Source organism: Minwuia thermotolerans (assembly GCF_002924445.1).
Taxonomy (GTDB): domain Bacteria; phylum Pseudomonadota; class Alphaproteobacteria; order Minwuiales; family Minwuiaceae; genus Minwuia; species Minwuia thermotolerans.
The window spans coordinates 13,234-37,337 of record NZ_PIGG01000081.1 but is presented as its reverse complement, the minus strand read 5'-3'; the positions used below and the strand labels follow the sequence as shown (position 1 = coordinate 37,337).

26 protein-coding genes and 2 tRNA genes are annotated in these 24,104 nt (G+C 66.1%); 11 read left to right on the top strand and 17 right to left on the bottom strand.

The features are described from left to right. Positions 1-70: 70 nt before the first annotated feature. The gene (locus CWC60_RS22455; protein ID WP_109796149.1) at positions 71-1,360 is read left to right on the top strand and encodes an O-acetylhomoserine aminocarboxypropyltransferase; all 1,290 of its coding nucleotides are present in this window, start codon (positions 71-73) and stop codon (positions 1,358-1,360) included. Between the two features lie 147 nt (positions 1,361-1,507). On the opposite strand, the gene cysQ is transcribed toward CWC60_RS22455, so the two are convergent. Together cysQ and CWC60_RS22445 are read right to left on the bottom strand one after the other, a co-directional pair. Then, entirely contained in the window at positions 1,508-2,299 is a 792-nt protein-coding gene (gene cysQ / locus CWC60_RS22450; RefSeq protein WP_109796148.1) for a 3'(2'),5'-bisphosphate nucleotidase CysQ, read from the bottom strand. Further along, positions 2,299-3,045, bottom strand: a complete 747-nt coding sequence (locus tag CWC60_RS22445; RefSeq protein WP_109796147.1) for an SDR family oxidoreductase — start codon at positions 3,043-3,045, stop codon at positions 2,299-2,301. The genes cysQ and CWC60_RS22445 overlap by 1 nt, the downstream gene beginning before the upstream one ends. Positions 3,046-3,141: 96 nt before the next feature. On the opposite strand from CWC60_RS22445, the gene fdhD reads away from it, so the two are divergent. From fdhD to CWC60_RS22425, 4 genes are all read left to right on the top strand, one after another. After that, positions 3,142-4,017, top strand: coding sequence for a formate dehydrogenase accessory sulfurtransferase FdhD (gene fdhD, locus CWC60_RS22440; RefSeq protein WP_109796146.1), 876 nt, complete (start codon positions 3,142-3,144; stop codon positions 4,015-4,017). Then, positions 4,014-4,616: a molybdenum cofactor guanylyltransferase MobA gene (mobA, locus tag CWC60_RS22435; RefSeq protein WP_206420097.1), complete on the top strand. Its 603-nt coding sequence runs from the start codon at positions 4,014-4,016 to the stop codon at positions 4,614-4,616. The genes fdhD and mobA overlap by 4 nt, the downstream gene beginning before the upstream one ends. Positions 4,617-4,679: 63 nt before the next feature. Next, positions 4,680-5,462 (top strand): glycosyl transferase, encoded by a 783-nt coding sequence (locus CWC60_RS22430; protein WP_109796144.1) that lies wholly within the window; start codon positions 4,680-4,682, stop codon positions 5,460-5,462. Continuing rightward, positions 5,459-6,244, top strand: coding sequence for an FkbM family methyltransferase (locus tag CWC60_RS22425; protein ID WP_109796143.1), 786 nt, complete (start codon positions 5,459-5,461; stop codon positions 6,242-6,244). Before CWC60_RS22430 ends, CWC60_RS22425 begins: the two co-directional genes overlap by 4 nt. Here the strand turns inward: CWC60_RS22425 and CWC60_RS22420 are convergent. The 4 genes from CWC60_RS22420 to CWC60_RS22405 all read right to left on the bottom strand — a co-directional run bounded on the left by CWC60_RS22420 (position 6,211) and on the right by CWC60_RS22405 (position 9,292). Continuing rightward, a complete protein-coding gene (locus CWC60_RS22420; protein ID WP_109796142.1) occupies positions 6,211-7,098 on the bottom strand; it encodes a 3-hydroxybutyryl-CoA dehydrogenase in 888 nt (295 codons plus the stop codon). The genes CWC60_RS22425 and CWC60_RS22420 overlap by 34 nt on opposite strands. Before the next feature lie 41 nt (positions 7,099-7,139). Further along, complete coding sequence (locus CWC60_RS22415; RefSeq protein WP_109796141.1) at positions 7,140-8,069, bottom strand: electron transfer flavoprotein subunit alpha/FixB family protein; 930 nt, start codon at positions 8,067-8,069, stop codon at positions 7,140-7,142. Further along, complete coding sequence (locus CWC60_RS22410; protein WP_109796140.1) at positions 8,069-8,818, bottom strand: electron transfer flavoprotein subunit beta/FixA family protein; 750 nt, start codon at positions 8,816-8,818, stop codon at positions 8,069-8,071. The genes CWC60_RS22415 and CWC60_RS22410 overlap by 1 nt, the downstream gene beginning before the upstream one ends. Positions 8,819-9,049: 231 nt before the next feature. Next, positions 9,050-9,292, bottom strand: coding sequence for a hypothetical protein (locus tag CWC60_RS22405; protein ID WP_109796139.1), 243 nt, complete (start codon positions 9,290-9,292; stop codon positions 9,050-9,052). Positions 9,293-9,569: 277 nt separating this feature from the next. Between CWC60_RS22405 and CWC60_RS22400 the strand changes: the two genes are divergently transcribed. Continuing rightward, a complete protein-coding gene (locus CWC60_RS22400) occupies positions 9,570-10,394 on the top strand; it encodes a ferritin-like domain-containing protein (RefSeq protein ID WP_109796138.1) in 825 nt (274 codons plus the stop codon). 15 nt (positions 10,395-10,409) lie between these two features. Here the strand turns inward: CWC60_RS22400 and CWC60_RS22395 are convergent, their stop codons facing one another. The 5 genes from CWC60_RS22395 to CWC60_RS22375 all read right to left on the bottom strand — a co-directional run bounded on the left by CWC60_RS22395 (position 10,410) and on the right by CWC60_RS22375 (position 15,989). Continuing rightward, positions 10,410-11,465 carry a methyltransferase gene (locus CWC60_RS22395; protein WP_109796137.1) on the bottom strand — a complete coding sequence of 352 codons (1,056 nt, stop codon included), beginning with the start codon at positions 11,463-11,465 and terminating at the stop codon, positions 10,410-10,412. A gap of 78 nt (positions 11,466-11,543) precedes the next feature. Then, positions 11,544-12,371, bottom strand: coding sequence for an amidohydrolase family protein (locus tag CWC60_RS22390; RefSeq protein ID WP_109796136.1), 828 nt, complete (start codon positions 12,369-12,371; stop codon positions 11,544-11,546). After that, positions 12,372-13,208: an SDR family oxidoreductase gene (locus tag CWC60_RS22385; protein ID WP_109796135.1), complete on the bottom strand. Its 837-nt coding sequence runs from the start codon at positions 13,206-13,208 to the stop codon at positions 12,372-12,374. It abuts the gene before it with no gap. Positions 13,209-13,548: 340 nt separating this feature from the next. Continuing rightward, the gene (locus tag CWC60_RS22380; RefSeq protein ID WP_109796134.1) at positions 13,549-15,567 is read right to left on the bottom strand and encodes an ATP-dependent nuclease; all 2,019 of its coding nucleotides are present in this window, start codon (positions 15,565-15,567) and stop codon (positions 13,549-13,551) included. 345 nt (positions 15,568-15,912) lie between these two features. Beyond that, positions 15,913-15,989, bottom strand: a tRNA-Arg gene (locus CWC60_RS22375). Positions 15,990-16,270: 281 nt separating this feature from the next. On the opposite strand from CWC60_RS22375, the gene CWC60_RS22370 reads away from it, so the two are divergent. Further along, a complete protein-coding gene (locus tag CWC60_RS22370; protein WP_109796133.1) occupies positions 16,271-17,068 on the top strand; it encodes a phytanoyl-CoA dioxygenase family protein in 798 nt (265 codons plus the stop codon). Beyond that, positions 17,065-18,246 (top strand): amidase, encoded by a 1,182-nt coding sequence (locus CWC60_RS22365; RefSeq protein WP_206420096.1) that lies wholly within the window; start codon positions 17,065-17,067, stop codon positions 18,244-18,246. The genes CWC60_RS22370 and CWC60_RS22365 overlap by 4 nt, the downstream gene beginning before the upstream one ends. Positions 18,247-18,330: 84 nt before the next feature. Here CWC60_RS22365 and CWC60_RS22360 read toward each other — a convergent pair whose 3' ends face one another. From CWC60_RS22360 to CWC60_RS22345, 4 genes are all read right to left on the bottom strand, one after another. Then, complete coding sequence (locus CWC60_RS22360) at positions 18,331-18,624, bottom strand: ETC complex I subunit (protein ID WP_109796277.1); 294 nt, start codon at positions 18,622-18,624, stop codon at positions 18,331-18,333. Between the two features lie 24 nt (positions 18,625-18,648). Continuing rightward, positions 18,649-18,725: transfer RNA gene (locus tag CWC60_RS22355), tRNA-Pro, on the bottom strand. Between the two features lie 53 nt (positions 18,726-18,778). Continuing rightward, on the bottom strand, positions 18,779-19,222 hold the full coding sequence (locus CWC60_RS22350; protein WP_206420095.1) for a DUF192 domain-containing protein: 444 nt from the start codon (positions 19,220-19,222) through the stop codon (positions 18,779-18,781). Next, entirely contained in the window at positions 19,215-20,309 is a 1,095-nt protein-coding gene (locus tag CWC60_RS22345) for an acetoin utilization protein AcuC (protein WP_109796132.1), read from the bottom strand. Before CWC60_RS22345 ends, CWC60_RS22350 begins: the two co-directional genes overlap by 8 nt. 183 nt (positions 20,310-20,492) lie before the next feature. Between CWC60_RS22345 and CWC60_RS22340 the strand changes: the two genes are divergently transcribed. Genes CWC60_RS22340 through CWC60_RS22330 form a run of 3 tightly spaced genes read left to right on the top strand, consistent with a single transcriptional unit; the run spans position 20,493 to position 22,947 of the window. Further along, positions 20,493-21,245, top strand: coding sequence for an ABC transporter ATP-binding protein (locus tag CWC60_RS22340; RefSeq protein ID WP_109796131.1), 753 nt, complete (start codon positions 20,493-20,495; stop codon positions 21,243-21,245). Continuing rightward, a complete protein-coding gene (locus CWC60_RS22335) occupies positions 21,242-22,015 on the top strand; it encodes an ABC transporter permease (RefSeq protein WP_109796130.1) in 774 nt (257 codons plus the stop codon). Before CWC60_RS22340 ends, CWC60_RS22335 begins: the two co-directional genes overlap by 4 nt. Beyond that, positions 22,012-22,947 (top strand): ABC transporter substrate-binding protein, encoded by a 936-nt coding sequence (locus tag CWC60_RS22330; protein ID WP_109796129.1) that lies wholly within the window; start codon positions 22,012-22,014, stop codon positions 22,945-22,947. Before CWC60_RS22335 ends, CWC60_RS22330 begins: the two co-directional genes overlap by 4 nt. Positions 22,948-23,089: 142 nt before the next feature. Here CWC60_RS22330 and CWC60_RS22325 read toward each other — a convergent pair whose 3' ends face one another. Both CWC60_RS22325 and CWC60_RS22320 read right to left on the bottom strand, forming a co-directional pair. After that, positions 23,090-23,740, bottom strand: coding sequence for an HAD-IA family hydrolase (locus CWC60_RS22325; protein WP_109796128.1), 651 nt, complete (start codon positions 23,738-23,740; stop codon positions 23,090-23,092). 5 nt (positions 23,741-23,745) lie between these two features. Then, complete coding sequence (locus CWC60_RS22320; RefSeq protein ID WP_109796127.1) at positions 23,746-24,087, bottom strand: DUF1491 family protein; 342 nt, start codon at positions 24,085-24,087, stop codon at positions 23,746-23,748. Between the last annotated feature and the right edge of the window lie 17 nt (positions 24,088-24,104).

Genomic DNA, 24,104 nt, shown 5'->3' with positions numbered 1-24,104 from the left:
AACCCGCCGCATTGCGCTTTGCCCCCTGCCCCGCCATGCTCCGGGCGTCGGCAATCGGGGGAGGGACGGCATGAGCGGACAGAAGAGCGACTACGGCTTCGAGACCATTGCGATCCACGCGGGCGCAGCGCCGGATCCGACGACGGGCGCACGCGTGACGCCGATCTACCAGACGACCTCCTACGTCTTCGAGGACGTCGACCAGGCGGCGAGCCTGTTCAACCTGCAGACCTTCGGCAATATCTACTCCCGGCTGACCAACCCCACCGTCTCGGTGCTGGAGGAACGGGTGGCGACGCTTGAGGGCGGCGCGGCCGGCCTCGCCGTCGCTTCGGGCCACGCGGCGCAGATGGTGCTGATGTTCGCGCTCATGGAGCCGGGCGACGAGTTCATCGCCTCGACCAAGCTCTATGGCGGCTCCATCACCCAGTTCGGGGTCAGCTTCAAGAAGATGGGCTGGACCTGCCACTTCGCCGACCCCGACGATCCGGACAGCTTCAAACCGCTGATCAACGAGAGGACGAAGGCGATCTTCATCGAGAGCGCGTCGAACCCGGGCGGCGTCATCGCCGATATCGAGGCCTTCGCGAAGATCGCCCATGATGCAGGCCTGCCCCTGATCGTGGACAACACCTGCGCCACGCCCTGGGGCTGCCGTCCGATCGAGTGGGGCGCGGACGTGGTCGTGCACTCGGCGACCAAATATCTGGGCGGCCACGGCAATTCCGTGGGCGGCGTGATCGTCGAAAGCGGCGATTTCGACTGGTCGGCGAGCGGAAAATTCCCCGCCATTGCCGCGCCCTGCGAGGCCTATCACGGGCTCAACTTCTACGAGACCTTCGGCCGCTTCGCGCTGACCGCCTATGGCCGCGCGGTGGCGCTGCGCGATCTCGGCCCCGCGCTCAGCCCGTTCAACGCCTTCCTGCTGCTCACGGGCATCGAGACTCTGCCGCTGCGGATGGAGCGCCACGGCCGGAACGCGATCAAGGTGGCCGAATATCTCGCCGGCCACGACAAGGTGTCCTGGGTCAGCTTCGCCGGCCTGCCCGGCAGCCGCTATCATGCCCTGCAGAAGAAGTACCTGCCCAACGGCGCGCCGCCGCTGTTCACCTTCGGGCTCAAGGGCGGATTCGAGGCCGGCGTGAAGCTGGTGGAGAGCGTCAACATCCTCTCCCACCTCGCCAATATCGGCGACACGCGGAGCCTGATCCTGCACCCGGCGTCGACCACGCACCGCCAGCTTACCGAGGAACAGCAGGAAGCCGCCGGCGCCGGCCCGGACGTGGTGCGTCTCTCGGTCGGCATCGAGACCGTCGATGACATCATCGCCGACCTGGAGCAGGGACTGGCTCAGATCTGAACGAGCTGCATCGTCGCTCTTCTTTGGACGGATTCATGCCCAAGCCTGCCCCTGACCCCTTTCAGGAGGCGGGCATGACGGGGTAGTCAACGGATCATTGAGGACGGCGGGCTGGCCGGCCCGACCATCCCCAGCCCGCCTGTGCCGTCACCCGCCCCTTGCCACGAAATACGGATTCTCGAAACCGGGTTTGCCGTAGCGCAGCGGCTGGCCGACATCGCCGGGCACGTCGCCGCCCGCGATGACCTGGATCTTGCCGCCCGCGGCCATCAGAACGGCGTGGCCCGCGGCGATGTCCCATTCCATGGTGCGGCCGAGCCGGGGATACATGTCGGCCTGGCCCTCGGCCACCCGGCAGAGCTTCAGCGAGGAGCCGGCGGAGACCAGTTCAAGCACCGGCACGTCCTTCAGATAGTCGTCTGTCGCCTGGTCGCGGTGGGAGCGGCTGGCGACCACGACGAAACCGTCATGATCGGCGGGCCGCACCGTGATCGGCTCAGGCTCGCCGCCCACCGCGCGCCGCCAGGCCGCGCCCGGCCAGGCGCCCCAGTAGGTCTGGCCCAGCGCCGGCAGGTGCACCGCGCCCGCCACCGGCTCGGACTGCTCGATCAGGGCGATGTTGACCGTGAATTCGCCATTGCGGTTGATGAACTCCTTCGTGCCGTCCAGCGGATCGACCAGGAAGAAGCGCCCTCCGGCGATATCCGGCACCTCGCCGGCGGCAACGGCTTCCTCGGCGACCACGGGAATGCCGGTCCCCAGCGCCGCCAGCCGCTCCAGGATCAGCGCCTCCGCCTTCTCGTCGGCGTCGGTGACGGGCGAACTGTCGTCCTTGGAGCGGGTTTCGAATTCGGAGTTGTAGATGTCGAGGATGAGCCGCCCGGCCTCCTCGGTGATGTCGGCGAGTTGCCGCGCCAGTTCGGCCCGGTCGATGATCATCAGCGTCCTCCCGCCACGTCCACCAGCGCACCGTTCACATAGGACGAATCCTCCGACATCAGCCAGAGCGCGGCCTTCGCCACCTCCTCGGCGCTGCCGGCGCGTTTCATCGGCACGCTGTCCCTGAACCGTTCCACCCGGTCCGCCGCGCCGGCGCTGGCATGAATCTCGGTATCGATCAGTCCGGGCCGGATCGCATTCACGCGAATCCCCTGATCGCCCAGTTCCTTCGCCATGCCGATGGTCATGGAATCCATCGCGCCCTTGGAGGCGGCGTAGTCGATGAACTCACCCGGCGAGCCGAGACGGGCGGCGGCTGACGACATGTTGACGATCACGCCGCCCTTGCCGTCATGGGCGGTCGACATGCGCAGCACGGCCTCGCGGACACAGAGGAAGGCGCCGGTCACGTTGACGGCCAGCATGCGGTTTATGCGCTCGGCGTCCAGTTCCTCGACCTTGCCGACCTTGCCGACGATGCCGGCGTTGTTGACCAGCGCGGTGATAGTGCCGAGTTCCTGGTCGACCAGGCGGAACATGGATTTCACGTCCGCCTCCTGCGCCACATCTGCGCCGCAGATGATGGCCTTGCCGCCGGCCGCCTCGACCAGCTCTGCCACGTTCTGGGCGGCCTCGCGGTCGCTCCGGTAGTTGACGCACACCGAATAGCCGGCCTTGCCGGCCAGCCGGCAGATCTCGGCGCCGATCCCGCGGCTGCCGCCGGTGACGATCACAACTCCGGCCATTCGCTCCCCCTCCATGCAACGGGCGTCGGAGCAAATCACCGCCCCCCGTGGCGGTCAAGGCTGGCCGAGCGGGCAGGAACACGCCACATTCGGGAAATGCCGGAAACGCCCGCATATCTCGTCCGTCCCGATCCCGCGGACCCGCGCCTGACCCGGCGCATGGGCGGGCTCGACCATACCGGCCAGCCGGTGGAGCAGGACGTGACCGTGGAGCGGGCGCTGACGCTGTTCCTCAACGGCCAGGAGATCGTCACCATGATGACGATCGGCGACTATCCCGACTGTCTGGCCGTCGGCTACCTGCTGAACCAGAACATGCTGAAGCCCGACGACGAGATCCGCAGTCTCGAGGTCGACGACGACAAGGGCCACATCTTCGTCCGTACCGCGCGCCGCACCGATTTCGAGTTCAAGCTGAAGAAGCGGACATTGACCTCCGGCTGCGCCCAGGGCACCGCCTTCGGCGACGTCATGGAGAAGTTCGACAAGGTGCGCCTGCCGGCCGATGCCGAACTGCGCACCTCGTGGCTCTACGCCCTGACGAAATCGATCAACACCACGCCGTCGCTCTACCTGCAGGCGGGCGCGATCCACGGCTGCGTGCTCTGCGAACGGGACCGGCCGCTGATCTACATGGAGGACGTCGGCCGCCACAATGCCGTCGACAAGATCGCCGGCTACATGCGCCTCAACGGCGTCGGGCCGGCCGGCAAGCTGTTCTACACAACGGGACGGCTGACCTCGGAGATGGTCATCAAGACCGTGCAGATGGAAATCCCGATCCTGATCTCGCGCTCCGGCTTCACCGCTTCGGGCGTGGAGCTGGCCCGGCGCGCGGGCCTGACCCTCATCGGGCGGGCGAAGGGAAAGCGGTTCGTCTGCCTCGCCGGCGAGGAGCGGATCGTCTTCGACGGCGATCCGGACGCGGTGGCCGACGAACCCGATAAGCTGACCCGCAAGGGCGCCCGGTGAAACCCGTCGGCGTTATCCTGGCGGGCGGGCTGGCGCGGCGGATGGGCGGCGGTCAGAAGGCGTTGCTGGAGCTGGGCAGACGCCCGCTGGTCGCGCACGCGATCGCCCGGCTGACGCCACAGGTCGCGGCGCTGGCGCTCAACGTGAATGCGGAAATGGCCGCCTATGAGCGCTTCGGACTGCCGCTGGTCGCCGACACGGTGCCCGGTTTTGCGGGGCCGCTGGCCGGCATCCTGGCCGGCATGGACTGGGCCGCCGGGGCGCATCCCGAAGGGAGCCTCCTGCTTTCCGCGCCCACCGACGCGCCGTTCCTGCCCGACGACATGGCCGCGCGTCTGGGCGCGGCATTGACCGACGAAGCGGCGGCGGTTGCCGTCTGCGCCAGCGGCGGCCGCCATCACCCGGTGGCGGCGCTCTGGCGGATGGACCTGCGCGAGTCCCTTCGGGAGGCGCTGACGGCGCGGGACATCCGCAAGATCGACCGCTTCACCGCCGAACACCGCGTCGCCCTGGTCGAGTGGCCGGCGACACCGTCGGACCCGTTCTTCAACGTCAACCGCCCCGAGGATCTGACGCGCGCCGAGGCACTTTTGGGGTGACCGGCAAGGCACCGTTGGGCTATGCCGCAGGCGACAGTTTCACCCGAGACGGATAGTGCCTTCATGTCCTCCGATCCGGACGCCCCGCCGGTCAATATCTGCACCCTGAAATGGGGCGACCGCTACGGTCCCGACTTCGTCAACCGGCTCTACGGCGCGGTCCGGCGCAACCTGGACCGGCCCTTCCGCTTCCTGTGCTTCACCGACGACGGGGCGGGGCTCAGGCCCGAGGTCGAGGCGCATCCGCTGCCACCGATCGAGCTGCCCGAAAGCCACCAGCGCACGACCTGGCTGAAGCTGGGGCTGTTCATGGACGGGCTGGCGGACATGCAGGGCGATTGCATGTTCCTCGATCTGGACCTGCTGATCGTCGACAATATCGACTGCTTCTTCGACTACATGCCGGGCAAGCGCTGCATCATCCACAACTGGGTGCTGGGCCATCACGTCTTCAAGAGGCGCCCGGATGTCGGCAATTCGTCGGTGTTCCGCTGGCGCGCCGGCACGACGCAGTTCATCGTCGACAAGTTCTACGCCGAGGCCGAATGGGCGATGGCCAACTTCAGGCCGCCGCAGACCTATCTGACCTACGGGCTGGGCGAGAAGCACTGGTGGCCGGAGACGTGGGTCCGCAGCTTCAAGCGCCACGCGATTCCGCCCTTCCCGCTCAACCTGGTGCAGGCGCCGAAGATGCCGGCGGAGACGAAAATTCTCGTCTTCCATGGCCGGCCCGATCCGGACGAGGCCCTGACAGGCTATGACGCCAGGCGCCTGCACCGCCGCACACGGCCCGCGCCCTGGATCGCCGACTACTGGGACGATCCGGAGGAACGGCCGGGCCGATGATCCGCCGCCTGAAACGCCGCCTCGGCATCCGCTTCTCGACCAAGGCGCTGAAGCGCAATCCCGGCGTCTATCTGCGCCAGTTGCTGCGCCGTCACCGCAGCTTCCCGGATCTTGTGACCGAGCTGGCGGCGACACAGCCGGTCGCCATCGTCCAGGTCGGCGCCAATGACGGATCGTCCAACGACCCGCTGGGCGAGATGATCCTGCACCGGCCGGAACGCGTCTCCAGGGCGCTGCTGATCGAACCGCAGCAATCGGCCTTCGAGCGGCTCGCCGCGCGTTACGCTGAGGCGCCGCATGTCACCTGTCTGAACGCCGCCATCGACCGGGAGCCGGGCGAACGGGCGATCTATTCGACGGACATGGCGGCGGCGAGCGAACGGCTGGGCAGGAAGATCTCGGACGGGCTGGCATCGTTCTCACGCGCCCATCTGGAAAACGCGTTCCGCAATGCCTGCCCGGCGATTGCCGACGCCGAGCTGGATCAGCTGATCACGGAAACGCCGGTCCCGGTAACGACGATCCGGCAGGCGATGGCGACCGCCGGCATGAGGGACGCGGACGTGCTGCTGGTCGACACCGAAGGCTTCGACGCCGAGATCATGGCCATGGCCCTGGAAGCCGGCCTCAGACCGTCGCTGCTGCAGTTCGAGCACGCCCACCTGGACGCCGCGACGCGGCGCGCGCTGGCCGGCCGTCTGCGACGGGAAGGCTACCGGCTCTGGGCCAGCCACCTGGACATGTGGGGTCAGCGCGTCGGGACGGGGACGTCGCCGCGATAGTCGTAGAAGCCGCGGTTGGCCTTGCGGCCCAGCCAGCCGGCCTCGACATACTTCACCAGCAGCGGGCACGGGCGGTACTTGGTGTCCGCCAGGCCGTCATAGAGCACCTGCATGACCGACAGGCAGGTATCCAGGCCGATGAAATCCGCCAGTTCCAGCGGCCCCATCGGATGGTTCGCCCCCAGCTTCATCGCCGTATCGATCGCATCGACCGAGCCAACGCCCTCATAGAGGGTGTAGACCGCCTCGTTGATCATCGGCAGCAGGATGCGGTTGACGATGAAGGCCGGAAAGTCCTCCGCCGCCGTCGAGGTCTTGCCGAGGTTCTTCACGACCTCGCGGACCGCATTGAAGGTCGTGTCCTCGGTGGCGATGCCGCGGATCAGCTCCACCAGCTTCATCATCGGCACCGGGTTCATGAAGTGCATGCCCATGAACCGCTCGGGCCGGTCGGTGATCGAGGCCAGCCGCGTGATCGAGATCGAGGAGGTGTTGGAGGCAATCAGCGTCTCCGGCCCCAGATGCTCGGTCAACTTCTGGAAGATGCTCTTCTTGAGCGCCTCGTCCTCGGTCGCCGCTTCGATCACCAGGTCGGCCTTGCCGACCTCGGCTAGTTCCAGCGTCGGCCGGATCCGGGCCAGGGTGTCGGCCCGGTCGACGTCGGAGATCTTGTTGCGCGCGGCCTGGCGGGCCAGATTGCCCTCGATGGTTTTCAGCGCCGCATCCAACCGCCCCTGGTCAATGTCGTTGAGTATGACGTCGTAGCCGGCGAGCGCACACACGTGCGCGATGCCGTTGCCCATCTGACCGGCGCCGATGATGCCGATCGAACGGATTGAGGCGGTATCGCTCATTCTTCAGACTTTCCCACTTGCGGACGGGATGCGGCGACCGGTCAAAGCTTCGATTCGAGCTCCGGCACCGCCTGGAAGAGGTCCGCCACGAGGCCGTAGTCGGCGACCTGGAAGATCGGGGCTTCCTCGTCCTTGTTGATGGCGACGATGACCTTGGAGTCCTTCATGCCCGCCAGATGCTGGATCGCACCGGAGATACCGACGGCGATGTAGAGCTCGGGCGCGACGACCTTGCCGGTCTGGCCGACCTGCATGTCGTTCGGCACGAAGCCGGCGTCGACCGCGGCGCGGCTGGCGCCCACGGCGGCGCCCAGCTTGTCGGCCACCTTGTAGAGCATCTCGAAATTCTCGCCGTTCTGCATGCCGCGGCCGCCGGACACGACGATCTTGGCCGTGGCGAGGTCCGGGCGATCGGATTCCGAGAGGCGCTCGCCGACGAAGGATGACAGGCCCGGATCCTCGGCGGCCGCGATCTGCTCGACGCTGGCCGATCCGCCTTCGGCCTCCGCCTTGGCGAAGGTGGTGGTGCGCACGGTGATGACCTTGATCCCGTCGGAGGACTGCACGGTCGCCATGGCGTTGCCGGCGTAGATCGGCCGCACGAAGGTATCGGCGCTTTCGACCTCGACGATGTCGGAGATCTGCTGGACGTCCAGCAGCGCGGCGACCCGCGGCAGGATGTTCTTGCCGGAGGTGGTCGACGGCGCGACGATGTGGCCGTAGTCGCCGGCCAGGCTGACGATCAGCGCCGCCCGGTTCTCGGCCAGCGAATGCTCCAGCCCGGCGTCGTCGGCGTGCAGCACCTTGCCGACGCCCGCGACCTTGGCCGCGGCTTCGGCGACGCCGCCCGCATTGTGGCCCATGACCAGCACGGTGACGTCGTTGTCCATCGCTTTCGCGGCGGTGACCGTGGCCAGGGTGGCCGGGTTGAGTTCGTTGTTGTCGTGTTCGGCAATAACGAGAACAGCCATCAGATCACCCCCGCTTCGTTCTTCAGCTTGTCGACCAGCTCGTCGATGCTCTCCACCTTGACGCCGCCCTGGCGCTTCGCCGGCTCGTTGACCTTCAGCGTCTTCAGCCGCGGCGCGATGTCGATACCCAGGTCCTCGGGCGTCTTCGTGTCGATCGGCTTCTTCTTCGCCTTCATGATGTTCGGCAGGCTGGCGTAGCGCGGCTCGTTGAGCCGCAGGTCGGTGGTCACGATCATCGGCATCTTCAGCTTGATGGTCTGCAGGCCGCCGTCGACCTCGCGGGTGACCTCGGCCTCGCCGCCCTCGATCTTGACCTTGGAGGCGAAGGTGCCCTGCGCCCAGCCCAGCAGCGCGGCCAGCATCTGACCGGTCTGGTTGCTGTCGTCGTCGATCGCCTGCTTGCCGAGAATCACCAGGTCGGGCTTCTCCTCGTCCACCAGCGCCTTCAGGATCTTGGCCACCGCGAGCGGCTGCACCTCGTCGTCCGACTTCACCAGGATGCCCCGGTCCGCGCCCATGGCCAGCGCGGTGCGGATCGTCTCCTGGGCCTGCTGCACGCCGATGGAGACCGCGACGACCTCCTCCGCCGTGCCGGCCTCCTTCAGACGGACCGCTTCCTCGACGGCGATTTCGTCGAAGGGGTTCATGGACATCTTGACGTTGGCGAGTTCTACCCCGCTCTGATCGGCCTTCACGCGCACCTTGACGTTGTAGTCAACGACGCGCTTGACAGCGACGAGTACCTTCATCTCCCGACATCTCCAGGGTGCATCCCACGGTAATTACGGCGCGAGACATTCTTGGGTGTCTTGTCGTCCCGCCCGGAGCTAAAAAAACCATCCGCGGCGAAGGCGCAACCCCCCGGGATGGTGCGGCGCACAATAGTTGGGCGGTTTTGGGCTGTCAACGAACCGTCACGGACGGCCCGGCGGCATATCCGCCCAGGCCGCGGAACCATGCGCCCGGCGGCATTTCCGGTTTCAGTTCTGACGGTCCCCGCCGGCGGCCATCATCTGGAGCATGTCCCGGAGCGCGTCGGAAGCCGCGGTGCCGAGACTGGTCTGCATGGCCTGCATGAGCGTGGCCATCACCGCCGCCGAGAAGACCTCCCGGCCGAGTCCGGCCTCGGTGCATTCCTCCAGCGCCGCGTCCAGGTGCCGCGTCACGATCTCGGCGGCCTGGGACAACTGGCCCTGCACCTGCTCGTCGGGAAGCTCGTCCATCGGTTCGGTTCTCCTGGAATGCAACGCGGGCGCCCGCCGCGCGGAACCGCCCTGCCGGGACCATTGCAAAGGCACGCGGGACGCGCAAGCGCGCCGTGCCGGCTCGGCCGCGCCTCTCGCGAGGCCTTCGATTTCGTGGCACAATAACCATATCAGAGCGGATCGCATGTGCAGGTGGGGTTATCGCCCTATGAAACCATCCGCACGCGCGCTGTGCCGCCAGAACCGGCCGACAAGGCCGGCGGCGCGTGAGGTTGTGAAACAATAGGGGCCAAGAATGTTGAACAAAAACGGCCACTGGTCGCCCGACGACATCGCCTGGGAGCAGTTCGACCCTTCCCGGGTGGATTCCGACATATTGGCGGTGATCCGCGCCGCCAGCCTGGTCGAACGCAATTCAGCCGACTACGTCGCCTATCTGAAGCGGGTCATCTCCGACGATCCGGAGTTCCGCGCCGCCGCCGAGCAATGGGGCCACGAGGAGCACCAGCACGGCATCGTGCTGGGACGCTGGGCGGAGATGGCGGATCCGGACTTCGACTTCGAGACTGCCTTCCGCCGCTTCACCGAGGGCTATCGCATTCCCGTCGACGCCGAGGCGTCGGTGCGCGGCTCCCGGGCCGGCGAGATGGTCGCCCGCTGCGTCGTCGAGGCGGGCACGAGTTCATTCTACGCCGCGCTGCGCGACGCCACCGAGGAGCCCGTGCTGAAGGACATCTGCAATCGCATCTCGAAGGACGAGATCCGCCACTACCGGATGTTCCAGGACTATTTCCAGCGCTATCAGGAGCGCGAGCACCTGGGCCGTCCGCGCCGGGCCTGGATCGCGGCCACGCGCTTCCTGGAGGCGGAGGACGACGAGCTTTCCTTCGCATATTACTGCGCCAACATGCCGCCCGAGGAGGCATATGACCGCTCCGAGGCGGGCCGGGCCTACGCGCGCACGGCGCTGGGCTGTTACCGGCGCGATCACCTGGGCAAGGCGGTCAAGCTGATCCTGAAGGCCGCCGGTCTGCCGCCGCACGGACGGCTGGGCGACCTCGCCTTCCAGGCGACCTGGCTGTTCCTGAAGGTCCGCACCAGGGGACAGCTCGCCGCCTGAAGCGGCGGCCGGGCTTCAGACGCGCCGGCCCTCGACGACGCCCATCATGCGCGACGCGGGATAGTGGACCCCTGCGGGCCGCCAGCCGGCCCGCTCCATCAGCGCCTGATACTCCTCGGCCGTCCGTTCCCGGCCCGTGCCCCAGCACATCATGTGGATGTCGAACAGCTTGGCGAAATGGGGCTCCGACGGGCCGGGCACCACGTGTTCCATGACCAGCAGCCGCCCGTCGGCGGGCGCGGTCCTTGCCAGCGCGCTCAGGATCCGGACGCATTCGTCGTCGTCCCAGTCGTGCAGGATCATCTTCATGGTGTAGACGTCCGCCGGCGGCGCCCCGTGGAACATGTCGCCGGCCACGAACTCGCAGCGACCGGCCACGCCCATGGGCTCGGCCCAGAGCTTGCCGGTCTCGGCGATCACGTCGGAACGCTCCAGCACCATGCCCTGCAGGTGCGGATGGGCCGCCAGCAGGCTGCAGAGCATGTGGCCGCGGCCGCCGCCGACGTCGCAGATGGTTTCGCACCCTGAGAAGTCGTATTGCGCCAGCGCCTCCAGCACCAGACCCGACTGAAGGCCCGAATAGCTGGTCATCGCCGCGTCGAAGACCTGCTCGTAGGCCGGATCGACGCCGGCGTGCTCGAAGGCGTGGCGGCCGAACTCGCGATGGAAGGCGTTCTGGCGCCCCTCGCGCACCATGTCGGGCAGATGGCGCCAGATGGTGTAGTGCTCCGGCCCCTCCTCCAGCAGGGTCACGCCCCGCAGGCTCTGGGGATGGTCCGCTTGCAGCAGCCGCCCGGCCTCGGTGAGACGGAAACGCCCCGCTGCGTCTTCGGCGAGCAGACCGATCGCGCCCAGCGCGCGCAGCAGCCGATAGGTCAGCGCCGGGTCAAGCGAACGCTCCGCGGCGACCGTTTCGGCGCCCCGGGCATCATCGCCCAGAGCATCGAAAACGCCCAGCCGGACACCGGCGTGGAGTATCTGGCTGCGCCAGCGGCCGAAGATCAGATCGGTGACGACGGCGGCCGGATCGGCAGCCAGCGCTGTGTCGGCGAGCGCCGCGAAATCGTTCATGGTTCCCCCTCACGGTTCGGCAACAGGTGTCGCCGGCAAGGTTAACCCTGCGGAACCCGGACGCATAGTCGCGGATGTTCAGCCTTCGCCGGGCCAGTTCCACCAGCGCCGGAACGCGGCGCCCATGACCAGTTCCAGGTCAGCGCCCTTCAGCCAGTCCATCTCCCGGGTGAACAGCGTCACGCATTCCCGCCAGGAGCACGGCATCTTGGAGATGTCCGTGCCCCAGAACATGCGCGCCGGCCCGAAGGCGTCGAAGATCCGGCGCAGATAGTCCTGCATGATCGGGAAGGGATAGGCCTCGCCCGAATAGCCCGGCGCGCCGGTCGCCTTGACCGCGACATTGGGATGGCGCGCGAGTTCCAGCAATTGCGGCATGTGTTCCATCGCCGCGTGGTCCTTCAGCCTGGTGAAGCCGCCGCGCCCGCCCAGATGGTCGATGGTGAGCTTCAGACCGGGGTGACGCGCCGCCACCGCGCCGAACTCGGCCAGCGTATCGGTCGCCAGCACCGCGACCGGCACGCCGGCTTCTTCCGCCGCCCGCCAGAGCCAGCCATGGCGGTCCTCCCGCATCGCCGCGACCGCATCCTCGCCCATGAAGACGTAGCGCAGCCCGAGCACGCCAGGCGCGTCGCGCACGGCGGCGATCTTCGCCGGCGTCGCCGGATCGTCCAGCTTCAACGTCTGCATCATGGCGAAGCGGCCCGGATGGTCCGCGATGGCCCGCGCCGCCATGTCGCAGGAGCCGGGATCCCAGCCCGGCGGGTGGATGACGGCGGCGTCCACGCCCGCCTCGTCCATCAGCGCCACGGCCTGTTCCGCGTCGAAGCGGGTCACCTGCCAGTGGGCGTCGTTGACCGGCAGGCCGCTGCCCCAGATGTGGATCTGCGCGTCGACGATCTCCATTCAGAAGCTCGGCTTCTGCGGGAAGGGCGTCAGCTGGATCTCGTGGCTCCAGCAGGACCGGTCCTGGCCGTGCAGATACCAGAAGGCCTCGGCGATCTTCGCCGGATTGATGACGATGTCGGGATTGTCGCGCGCCTTGGGCAGGGCGCGGGTGCCGGGCGAATCGATCAGCCCGTCGATGACCACGTTGGCGACGTGGACGCCGTGTTCGGAATATTCCTCGGTCAGCACCTGGGCGAGCGTGCGCATCATCACGCGCGGATAGTAGAGGCTCTCGCCGGTGTGGCGCTTGCGCCCGCGCAGCGAGGCGGCGTTGTTGGAGAAGAAGAAGCTGCCCCGCCCCCGCTTCCGCATGGCCGGCAGCACCTCCTTCGCCACCAGGAACGGGCCGCGGCAGGAGACGGCCATGGCCGTGTCGAAGATGGCCGTGGGCATGTTCTCCAGCAGTTCCATCTCCTTCGGCAGTTCGCGCCCGTCCGGATAGCCGGCGTTGTAGATCAGGATCTCCGGGTCGCCCCATTCGGCGCGGATGCGCGCGAAGGCGCTGGCGATGCTCGCGTCGCGGGAGAGGTCCATCTCCACCACCGAGACCGTCCCGCCCTGGCCGCGGATGGTCTCCGCCAGGCCGTCGGCGTTGGCCGCGGTGCGGGTGGTGAGGATCACGTGGCAGCCCCCGGCGGCGAACTTCTGCGCCACCGCCCCGCCGACGCCGAAGCGCGCGGATTCCGGCAGCGCGGAATCGTCGACCTCGTGGCCGTGGATCAGCTTGGTCATGTGCCCGTCGCGGCGCCACTTGGTCGTCGCGCCGACGATCACGGCGATGGGTTTCCCAGTCATGGCGTGGCCCTCCCTGCCCCGGAGTGTGCGGGGAGCGCACCCAAATTCAAAGGCCCGACCTTGGCGGCCCGATCGGCCGCGCCAGCCGCCTGCACGTGGCGGCTTCGCCGCTCCGCGGCCGGTTGCCGGTGCTGCCCCGAAACCACCGTTTCGAGCGCCATGCCCGAGGACGAGCCAACTGCGGCAACCAGAGAGCCCGAATATGTGTCCTAAGGCGCACCGCAACCTCTGTGCTGTAACACAGCATCAGCTTCTCGCCGCGCTACTCGCGCGACGACAAAGGGGCCGTTGCAGATGCCCATTGCATCCCCAAGCCTAAGAGAGCGTTGCTGGTGATCCATCACTCGGCAGCGACGGTAGCTGCCGACGTTGGCGTCCCATTCTCGATGTGATTTATGGCAGCTTGAATTATCGCCTCTAACATCCCCGCTGTTCGCCCTTGATCGTACAACTTTGTTATAATGGCAGTCGTGACATATGGATTCTTACGAGCTTGCTTTGCCGTCAGTGAAAATTCATCCATTGCCTCATTATAAGCTTCCAAAAATTGTTCTTGACCAAAATCATTTTTTAACTGTTCGCTGATTTCATTCGCGAAACAAGCATATTTTTCGTGCACGCCCTCAGGAAATTCAGCGACTTCCCCATCAGGTACGCCAAGCATTTTCTGCAAACCCTTATTGGCCTTTATTGCCTTTCCTCTATCTCCTTCTGCACAATTTCCGTCCGAATCCCAAATTGGATACACTGGAATATCTAACGATTTAAAAACCATAAATGGCTTATCCAAGTTATTTTTTTCATTAACGGGCAGAACCGAAATATTTCTTTCCGCGAAATTGATGCCTATCCGTTTGCCAATTGTGTCGAACGCCGCTTTATCGGTTGCACCCTCTACCAATATAACCCCGTCGGCGAAAAAACCTTCTGACAACTCGGTTCCAAAAATATGCAATCGGGCCTTTGTACTCTTATCCGTACAATTTTCTTCCGGTATATCCCATGCATGCGTCAGCGCATACGAAACATCTTGCAGAGACGCCTCTCTGAATATCGACTCTTTCGCAGGAAGGCCCTCACCACCTACTTTAGCAACGATACGTGTGTTGTGAAATTCAGAAAGATCTACGAAACTCGGAGAATGTGTGCAGAATAATACCTGAACATCACCAAAGATTTCCTGAAAACCTTTGGTTGACAATTTTTTCAAAACCTGAGCAAAATGCCACTGTTTTGTTGGATGCTGATAAAGCTCAGGCTCCTCAATTGCCAAGATTACAGATGGAAGATTTTCCATAAAATTCTTTTCCTCAATGCCCTCACCGGAATCTGCCCCATTCTCGCTATTTTTTGAACCGTCGTCGCTATTCGATTTAACGACCAGCAATTGGTGTAAGAGAGAAATTATAAATGCGCGCTGGATACCATTTCCGGCTTTGGCTACAGGAAATTGAAATTTTTCTTCTTCAAACTTAATTTCTGCTTGTGGCGGGGGCAGATTAATTCCCGCGCCTTCTCTCCAATCCAAAATAACGCCAACACCCTGATAATAAGTGCGCAGCGAGGTCGTAAGCGCAGTTTGCAGCGAACCAAGTTGAGGAAAATTTTCTGGACTCGTTAATGCAGAATATTGCCGATTGACTTCGTCTTGGTAGGCTGCGATCTTCTCGTTTTGCGCCATCGCAGAGCGAACGATCAAATCCATCAATTGACCGATAGCGGAGGATTTTTGATCGTTCGCGTCTTCAGAGACGTCACGGACTGCTTCAATAAGTATGAAATTTGTCGCCTTTTGAAGCTTCCCGCCCCCTACACTTTTAAAGCCAAAAAATTGACCCCCGTCCCTGATAAATTCGCAATCATCTGGATGACCCGCTTCCCAAAATGTTAAATGCTCCTCTACATCCCCTTGCTTAGTCCATTTTGGCAAATCAACACCAGATCCCTGGATTTCAGTGTATTTCGCCTTCGCTTCTGTCGCATTCGCAGCATTTCTTATCGATTGAAATGCAGGATTTCCTTTCATCATCCCATAATAGTTTCCGTTATTGCTTTGATCACCGCCGAATACTCTTGTGACTACCATTTCATCATTATAAATTCTAGATTTAAAATCCTCCGCTTCGTCTTCACTAAAATTATTAAATACGATGGTAATTTCTATCGGCCACTCTGTATTGTGTGCAAAAAAATCCTCTACAGCCGGACGAAAACTAATTTCGAAAAATGCCTGAAGCGCTTTTAGAACAGTAGACTTGCCAACACCATTTGCGCCGATAAAAATGGTCTGGTCACCACAGTTTATTACCTGATCTTTTATAGATCGAAAATTCAGGATTTTAATTTGTTTGATTTTCATGAATCTCGCCCTTTGAGGAAATCCTGAATTCTAATACTATAAGCTGTAGATGGTAGAATCAATACCTATTGAACTATGGATTTTGCCCTTCGCACACGCAAGGCATCCAAACGTCTCTGCGCCGGACGGCGGGAGAGCAAACATCATTCGTGATCTTTGAACCGGTGTGGCAAACGGCAAGGTCCGCCAGAAACCAGCGCCTTCGGCGTGGCGAATAGTCTCCAGGCGCACTTAACAGACGCACTTGCGTGCCGATCTGACGGTTGCTGAACTTGGAAAGTTCGAACCGCCGCTTTTGCGCTTCCAATAAGGGTTTGGGGGGATCACGTGGGCAAAAAATAGAAATGGTGCGCCCTGCAGGACTCGAACCTGCGACCCCAAGCTTAGAAGGCTCGTGCTCTATCCAGCTGAGCTAAGGGCGCTCCGGGCCGGACTATAGCGATTCACGCGCGGCCCCGCGCGGGGGAAATCGACGCGCCCGGGCGCAGGCGCGACGGGGATGGCGGGGCCGGCCGGCGCGCCGTAGCGGGTAGCATTCAGATGGCGCACGAGCCGGCCATGCCATCCCTCGCGCGCCGACCGGCAAAGATTCAGAAGGCGCGCGAGCCAGCCATGCCATCCCTCGCGCGCCAACCGGTACGCCCTCCCCCCGCCTCCCGCCGCCTGCTATAGTCGCCGCAATGAACTCCCGGGGAGGCGCGCGATGAAACTCACCGACGATCAGCTGAGGCAATTCGACGAGCTGGGCTATCTGATGCTGCCCGGCGTCTTCTCGGCGGACGAGATGGACGCCGTCACCGCCGACCTGCCGCGCATCTACGGGCTGGAGCGCGAGGAGGTCTGGCGCGAGAGCACCGGCGCCGTGCGCACCGCCTTCGCCGCGCACCGCTATTCCGAGCCCTTCGACCTGATCGGCCGCCATCCCCGGCTGGTCGAGCCGGTCCGGCAGCTGCTCGGCGGCGACGTCTACATCCACCAGTACAAGATCAACGCCAAGGCGGCCTTCGACGGCGACGTCTGGCAGTGGCACCAGGACTACGGCACCTGGGCGCGCGACGACGGCATGCCGGAACCGCGCGCCATGAACATCGCGCTGTTCCTGGACGACGTGACCGAGTTCAACGGCCCGCTCTGGATCATTCCGGGCAGCCACAGGGAAGGCGTGCTGGAGGCCGGCCACGACCTGAAAACCACCTCCTACCCGCTCTGGACCCTGGACAGGGAAACCATCACCCGGCTGGCGGGCGCGCACGGCATCTTCTCCGCCAAGGGCAAGGCGGGCTCGGTGCTGATGTTCCATTCCAACATCGTCCACGCCAGCAGCCCGAACATCGGGCCGTGGGGGCGGACCATCGTCTATCTCTCGCTCTGCCACGTCGACAACCACATCCGCGAGTTCAAGCGGCCGGAATGGATCGCGCACCGCGACTTCACGGCGATCGAGACGGCGCCGGACGACTGCCTGCTGAGGCTGCCGCGGGCCACGGTGGCGGCCGAGTGAGCGCCGGGCCGGTCGAGGGCTTCATCGAGCGCCTGGAACGGCCGGCGATGGGCGCCGGGGCGCTGGACGGACTGAGCTTCGGGCTGAAGGATCTCTACGACATCCGGGGCCGGACCGCCGGCTGCGGCAACCCCGACTGGGCGCGGACGCACGAACCGGCGGCGGCCGACGCGCCGGTCCTCCAGGCGCTGCTGGGCGCGGGCGCGGCGCTCGCCGGCGTCACCCACACCGACGAGCTGGCCTACAGCCTGAACGGCGAGAACCATCACTACGGCACGCCGGTGAACCCGGCCGCGCTTGACCGGATTCCCGGCGGTTCGTCCTCGGGCTCGGCCTCGGTGACGGCGGCAGGGCTGACCGACTTCGCCATCGGCTCCGACACCGGCGGCTCGGTGCGCGTGCCGGCGGCCTATTGCGGGCTGTTCGGCATCCGCACCACCCACGGGCGCATCAGCCTGGCCGGCTGCATGCCGCTGGCGCCGAGCTACGACACCTGCGGCTGGTTCGCACGCGACGCGGCGATGCTGGCGCGGGTCGGCCGGGTGCTGCTGGACCAGAAGACGCCCGAAGCGCCGCAGCCGCGCTGGCTGATCGACCCGGCGCTGTTCCGGCTGTGCGACGACGAGACCGCGGCCGCGCTGGAAGCCGCGGTGGGCATGCTGGGCGGGGCGGGCGTCGTTCCGGCGAAGGCCGACACGGGCTTCGACCCGGAGGCGTGGAAGGAGGCCTTCCGCATCCTGCAGGCGGCGGAGATCTGGCGCGTCCACGGCGGCTGGGTGACGGCGGTGCGGCCGGAATTCGGGCCCGGCGTGCGCGACCGCTTCCGGATGGCCGAAAGCATCACCGAGGCGGAGATCGCCGAGGCCCGGCCCGTCCGCGACAGGGTGCGGCGGACCATGACGGACCTGCTGGGCAGCGACGGGGTGCTGCTGGCGCCGACCGCGCCGGGCCCCGCGCCGGTGCGCGGCTGGGACCCGGTGCTGCTGGACGACTTCCGCTACCGCATCATCGCGCTGACCGCGCTGGCCGGCCATGCCGGCCTGCCGCAGGTGACGATCCCGGCGGGGCTGTCGGACGGCGCGCCGGTCGGGCTCTCGCTCATCGGCCCGCGCGACGGCGACGCCATGCTGCTGGCGCTGGCGGAACGGCTCTCCGAGGCACTGCTGACGGCGGCCTGAGGGCCGTCATCGCCACGGCGTCCTTGCCCGGTTCAGCCGGCGCGCGGGCCGGCCATGCCAACCCCCGCGCGCCCGTTTCGCTTCCTAGAGAACCCGGTTGTAGGCGAAGTTGTCGGCGTAGGCGCGGAGCTTCATCTTGCGCTCCCGCGGCTCGAAGACCTGGGCGTCGATGCCGTGCTTCTCGGCGTAGGCGACCGCCTCTTCCCTGGTGTCGAAGTCCAGGCGCACCTGGCTCTGGGTATCGGCGAGCGACGTCCAGCCCATCAGCGGGTCGGGATGGCGGGCGGTGTCGGCCCGGAACTCCAGCCGCCAGTTCTTCGTGTTGGCCCGGCCGGACTGCATCGCGGTCTTGGTCGGTTTGAAAATGCGTGCGCTCATCGTCATGCCCTTCGAATGCCCGCCTGGTCGGGGCGATTGGATTCGAACCAACGACCTCCGGTACCCAAAACCGGTGCGCTACCAGACTGCGCTACGCCCCGGACACAGACAGCTTCCAGATAGCCGAGCCCCCGGGGCGGCGCAAGCGCCACGGTCAGTCGAGATTGCCGAAGACCTCGTGACGCACCGTGTCTCCGACCTGGATCTCGAGCTGACGGGCGAGGCCGCCATTGATCTCCAGCACGGCCAGGATCTCGCCCTTCGACGGGATCGCGGTTTCATCGTGCGGCCGCGCCTGGGGATGGATATGGGTGATCTCCCCGCTCTCGTCGATGAAGATCAGGTCCAGCGGGATCAGCGTGTTCTTCATCCAGAAGCTGACATGCTGCGGCTTGCCGAAGTCGAACAGCATGCCATGCGCGTCTTCCAGCATCGGACGGAACATCAGCCCGCGGCTGCGTTCGCGGGCGCTGTCGGCGACCTCCACCATCAGGTGCCGGTCGCCGCTGACGGTCTGCACGATGAGCGGCGAGCGATACTCGTCGGCCACCGCCCCGAAGGCGAACACGACGAACAGCACGGCCAGAAATCTACGCAAGGGCGGTCTCCTTCGGTCGGGGGCCGTCGGCAGGCAGCGGATCGGCCAGCGTCGTGAACCAGTGCTCCGGCGGATTGCGCCCGGCCGCGCGCCGCCAGCTCAGCCCGCGCAGCACGGCCTCTGCGCCTTCGGGCAGGCGGCTCGGCCGGGCATAGCCGGCGATCACGCCCCAGATGCCGGTCCAGCAGCGGGCGACGGACCAGGGATTGTAGCCGCCGCCGCCCAGCACGATCATCTTTTCCGCGGCACGATCCAGTTGCCGGACCGCGCGCCACAAGGCCCGGTTGGAGAGCTCGAGGCGACTCAGCGGATCGTCGGCCAGCGCGTCGGCGCCCGCCTGGACGATCACAACCTGCGGATCGAACGCCCGCACGCGGGGCAGGGCGCCGGTCTCGAACGCGGCGCGGAACGCGGCGTCTCCGGCGCCACGCGGCAGGGCGAGATTGACCGTGGTCGCATCGTGGCGCTGCTCGATCGCGGCGTCATGCGGCCAGCGCCCGTGTTCGTGCAGGGAGACCGTCAGCACCGACGGATCGGCGTGCAGCGCATCCTCGACCCCGTCGCAGTGATGGGCGTCGAGGTCGACATAGGCGATGCGCTTCACGCCCCGGTCCTTCAGCCTGAGGATACACAGCACCGGATCGTTGAAGAAGCAGAAGCCCGACGCCCGGTCGGGACGGCCGTGATGGGTGCCGCCGGCCGGGGTGTATACCCGGTCGGCGCGGTCGCCGGCGATCAGCTCCGCCGCCAGCAGGCTCGCCCCGGCGGCGGTGGCCGGCCGGCGGAAGACCTCGCCGAAGACCGGGTTCTCCAGCCGCCCGATATTGTATCGTTCGCGCAGCTCCGCGTCGGCGCGCTGCTCCCGCTCGGCGCGCTGCACCGCGGCGACATAGGCCGGGTCGTGAAAGCGGCAGAGTTCGCCGACCGTGGCTGTCGGGCTGTCGAGATAGGCTTCCTCGGGCAGCCAGTGCAGCGCCCGCGCCAGGTCCATCACCGTGGAGACGCGCGGAATGGCGAGCGGGTGGCGCCGGCCATAGCGGGAAGCGCGGTAGATCTCGCTGCCGATGAAATAGGTGCGCGCCCTCATGCTGCCCCGTGACGAAACTGAAACCGGCTCGACTTCGATCGCATCTTTCCTATGATGGCGCAATCCGGGGGAGCCGCAAGGGCGCGGCTGAGAGGTTCCGAGAACGCGACGGAACGACCCCTTGAACCTGATCCGGACAGGCGGCCATGCCGTCCATGCCGGCGTAGGGAAGGAAAGGTTCCGATGGCCTCTGGCCAAACGCCCCGGGGCGCCGCGCCCGGGCTGGCGATACGCGATGTGGGCGTCGCCTATGGCGGCCGCCCCATCCTCGACCGGCTGGACCTCGACCTGACGGGCGCCGAGACGACCGTGCTGCTGGGCATGAGCGGCGTCGGCAAGTCGACCCTGCTGCGCCGCATTGCCGGCCTGCTCGACGGCCCGGGCGCGATCCTGGCCCATGACGGCCAGCCGCTGGCCGGCCGGATCGCCTTCATGGCCCAGTCGGACCTGCTGCTGCCCTGGCTCACGGTGGCCGGGAATGTCGCCCTGGGCCACCGGCTGCGCGGCGCGCACCCCGACCCCGGCCGCATCGGCGAGATGCTGGCGACGGTGGGCCTGGCCGACGCGGCGGCGAAACGGCCGGCGCAGCTCTCGGGTGGCATGCGCCAGCGGGCGGCGCTGGCCCGCACCCTGATGGAAGACCGGCCGGTCGTCCTGATGGACGAGCCCTATTCGGCCGTCGACGCGCTGACCCGGCTGCGGCTTCAGGACCTGGGACTGCGGCTGCTGGCCGGCCGCACGGTCGTGATGGTGACCCACGAGCCGTTCGAGGCGATCCGCCTGGCGGACCGGATCGTCGTCCTCGCCGGCGCGCCGGCGCGGCCGGTCCTGGATATCCGACCCGAAAGCGGGAAACCCCGCGCGCCCGACAGCGTCGAGGCGCAGACGCTCTGGCGGCGAATTGTCGAGGCGCTGGGCGTGGAGCAGGCGGCATGAAGCCTCTGGCCAGCGGCCTGCTGACCCTTGCCGTGCTGGTCGCGGCCTGGGCGCTCTATGTCGATCTGTCCGGCATCGAGCCCTTTCTGCTACCGGGACCGCTGCGCGTGATGGAGACCCTTGTCGCCCGCCACGCCCTGATCCTGGAGCATCTCGGCACGACGGCGCTGGAGATCGTTCTCGGCCTCTTGCTGGGCACGGCGATCGGCTGCGCCTCGGCATTGCTGGTGCACAGCATGCCGCTGGTGCGCCGCTTCGGTCTGCCGGTGCTGATCGCCTCCCAGGCCTTGCCGGTCTTCGCCCTGGCGCCGCTGCTGGTGCTCTGGCTCGGCTATGGCATATGGTCGAAGGTCGCCATGGCCACGCTGATCATCTTCTTTCCCGTCACCACCGCTTTCCTGGACGGCCTGCGCCGCACGGATCCCGGCTGGATCGAACTGGCGCGGACCATGGACGCAGGCCGGCTGGCGCTGATCTGGCGCATCCGCATCCCGGCCGCTCTGCCGGCGCTCGGCTCCGGGCTCAGGGTGGCGGCGGGCGTCGCGCCCATCGGCGCGGTGGTCGGCGAATGGGTCGGCTCCAGCGCCGGCCTCGGCTACCTGATGCTGCACGCCAATGCCCGGATGCAGATCGACCTGATGTTCGCCGCGCTGTTCGTGCTCGCGCTCTTCGCCGTGCTGCTCTGGCTCGCGGTCGACCGCCTGCTGCGCCTCGCCCTGCCCTGGCAACCCGACAGCTTCGCTTCCGATCAAGGAGAACCGAAACGATGAAACGCCTGATCCTCGCCGCCTGCGCCGCCCTTGCGCTCTCGACCGGGACCGCCAGCGCCCAGAAGATGACGGTGCTGCTGGACTGGTTCGTCAATCCCGATCACGGCCCGCTCTACGTGGCGCAGGCGCTGGGCGAGTTCGAGAAGCGCGGTCTGGAGGTCGAGTTCATCGCCCCCGCCGACCCCAACGACCCGCCCAAGCTGGTCGCGGCGAAGCAGGCGGAGATCGCTATTTCCTATCAGCCGCAGCTGCACCTGCAGGTCGACCGGGGCCTGCCGCTGCGGCGCATAGGCACGCTGGTGGCGACGCCGCTCAACGCACTGGTGGTGCTGGCGGACGGGCCGGTCGAATCCATTGCGGACCTGAAGGGGCGCAAGGTCGGTTTCTCCGTCGGCGGCTTCGAGGACGCGATGCTCTCTGCCATGCTCGCGCGCCACGGCCTGACGATGGACGACATCGAGCTGGTGAACGTCAACTTTTCGCTCTCGCCCTCGCTGATCTCCGGGCAGGTCGACGCCGTGATCGGCGCCTTCCGCAATTTCGAGCTCAACCAGATGGACATCGTCGGCCGCCCGGGCCGCGCCTTCTACGTCGAGGCCGAAGGCGTGCCGGCCTATGACGAGCTGATCCTGGTGGCTCACAAGGACACCGTGGACGATCCGCGCTACCTCGCCTTCCTCGACGCCATCGAGGCCGCTGTCCAGTACATGGTCAACGAACCCGAGAAGGCCTGGGCGCTGTTCCTGCAGCAGAACCCGGACCTGGACGACGAACTCAACCGCCGCGCCTGGGCCGACACGCTGCCCCGCTTTGCGCTGCGTCCGCGGGCGCTGGACCGCCGCCGCTACGACGAGTTCGCGAAGTTCCTGAAGCACCAGGGCCTGATCGGGGAAGCGGAACCGGCCGAGGCCTATGCGGTGGAGCTGAGGTAGCCTCCCGCGCCCCGCACGGGCCGCAAGGCCCGATCCGGGGTCCGTGCCTGAGCCTTGGCGCAGACGCGGCGCGGCCGGATGGGCTCAGGCGTGGGTCCCAAGCCGCCGCTCATGCGTCGCGCAGGACCCGGCACCGGGCAAGCTACGCTCTCAGATCAATACCCACGATCGCTTCCAGCTCGCCCAGCGCCTGCTCCGGGCCGAGGACCTTGATCGTCTGCATGCCGAGCTGGCGCGCCGGCTTCAGGTTGACGCCGAGATCGTCGAGATAGACGGCAGCTTCGGCCGCCACGCCCAGTTCGCCCAGGGCATGCCGATAGATCTTCGGGTCCGGCTTGCGCACGCCGACCTTGGAGCTTTCCACGATCAGCTCGAAACGGGACATGACATCGGCCACCGCCGCCGCGGTTTCCGCGTCGGCCGAAATGCCGGGCCCCTGACCGGCGCGGACATTGTTGGTGATGCAGGCGCAACGGATGCCGTGCGCCAGGATGCGGTCCAGCGCGCGGACCATCTCCGGGCGCACCGTGCCGGAAAGCAGCGCGACGATTTCCTTGCCGCGGACCTCGTGACCGGCGGCGGCGGCTTCGGCCAGAAAGGCCTCGTCGAACTCATCCAGGGAGATTTCGGAGCGCTCGAAGCGCGCCCAGGCGTTGGCATCGGGATTCGTGGCGTTGATCGTGCGGATGAAATCCTTCGGCAGGCCGCGCTCCGTCTCGAATATCGCGAACCGGTCGAAGGGGCTGGTGGTGAACACGCCCCCGAAATCCCAGATCACCGCCTCGATGCCCATGCGCCTCAGTCCTCCCCTTCGACGGGCTCGGCGAGGAAATGCCGGCCCTGCTGATCCTCCACCTCGACGACCCAGAGGTCCGGGTCCGTCGCCAGGCGGCGGCGAATATAGCTTTCGGCATCCGCGTCCGATACCGCCTCCGGACCGGTGGATTTCATCCACACCCGCTCCCCGTCCACATAGCCGGGCGATAGCACCATGCGGCCGCCTTCGGGCCGCTCGATCTTGAGCAGCACGCTGCCCGCCTCCTCGTGGCCCCGCTGGACCAGATAGGCGAACCCGCCATGCAGCCGTACCGTCTTCATGTAGGCCGAGACCCAGATGTCGGCGCGCAGGCGCGGCGTCATCGGACCGGCCAGCGATG